Origin of the sequence: Yersinia aldovae ATCC 35236, assembly GCF_000173735.1 — a bacterium.
Lineage (GTDB): Bacteria > Pseudomonadota > Gammaproteobacteria > Enterobacterales > Enterobacteriaceae > Yersinia > Yersinia aldovae.
Genome location: NZ_ACCB01000096.1, coordinates 1 through 1187, shown reverse-complemented (window position 1 = coordinate 1187; position 1187 = coordinate 1). Strand labels below are relative to the sequence as shown.

Genomic DNA, 1187 nt, shown 5'->3' with positions numbered 1-1187 from the left:
GTCCACTCCCCCTAAAATGAGACAGCTATAATTAGATTTTCTGCCTTTACCTTTGCAGAGGTCAAAATGAAAAAAGCACGCTTTACTGAAACTCAGATCGTTAATATCCTGAAACTGGCTGATTCAGGTATAAAAGTTGAAGAAATTTGCCGTCAGAACGGAATTAGCAGTGCCACCTACTACAATTGGAAATCTAAGTATGGTGGGATGGAAGCTAATGATGTTAAACGATTAAAAGAGCTTGAAGAGGAAAATACTCGTCTCAAAAAATTGTTTGCTGAAGTCAGTCTTGAAAATCATGCCATGAAGGAGCTTTTTGCAAAAAAGGGTTGGTAATAACCGAGAAAAAGTCCTGTGCCGGATTATTAACGGCTTCAGGCCTGTCGGTTATTACAGCTTGCAAACTGACCTCTTTATCGCGGGCCTCTTTTTATCGGCGCGGTACTGACTGGCGAGAAAAAGATAAGGTCGTTATCGATGCCATTCAGGCTGTGTTGTCTGAGTCGCCTCAGGCTGGTTTCTGGAAATGCTATTATCGTCTCAGATTTAAAGGGTTTATCTTCAACCATAAACGTGTTTATCGTGTGTATTGCCGGTTAGGTTTAAACCTTAAACGCAGGATCAAAAAAACGCTGCCAAAACGTGAGAATAAGCCGTTATCAATTGTGAATCTGCCTGATATTCAGTGGGCACTGGACTTTATGCATGATGCTCTTTACTGCGGTAAGCGGTTCAGAACACTAAATATAATTGACGAAGGAACGCGTGAATGTCTGGCCATTGAAGTTGATACTTCTTTACCGACAGACCGGGTTATCCGTGTACTTGATCGACTGAAAAAAGAACGTGGGTTACCTCAGCAACTCAGAGTTGATAATGGCCCAGAACTGATATCAGTTAACTTATTGAATTACTGCGAATATAATCACATTACACTGTGCCATATTCAGCCGGGTAAACCACAACAAAACGGATTTATTGAGCGTTTTAATGGCTCATTTCGTCGGGAGTTTTTGAATGCTTACTTGTTTGAATCATTAAGCCAAGTCAGAGAAATGGCTTGGTTCTGGCAACAGGATTATAACCTGAATCGTACACATGAAAGTCTGGGGCATCTTCCCCCGGAGACATACCGAAAACAGCTAGAAAACTCTAATCAGGACTGTCTCAGATAACGGGGAGTGGAC

Annotated in this window: 1 protein-coding gene; it reads left to right on the top strand. The window is 41.7% G+C overall.

Going from position 1 to position 1187, the window contains the following annotated elements; translation table 11 throughout:
• Nucleotides 1-66: 66 nt before the first annotated feature.
• A protein-coding gene (locus YALDO0001_RS22680; protein WP_086016827.1) for an IS3-like element ISYal1 family transposase occupies nt 67-1175 on the top strand; the annotation gives its coding sequence in 2 pieces (ribosomal slippage) (nt 67-319 and nt 319-1175; 1110 coding nt in all).
• Nucleotides 1176-1187: the final 12 nt, after the last annotated feature.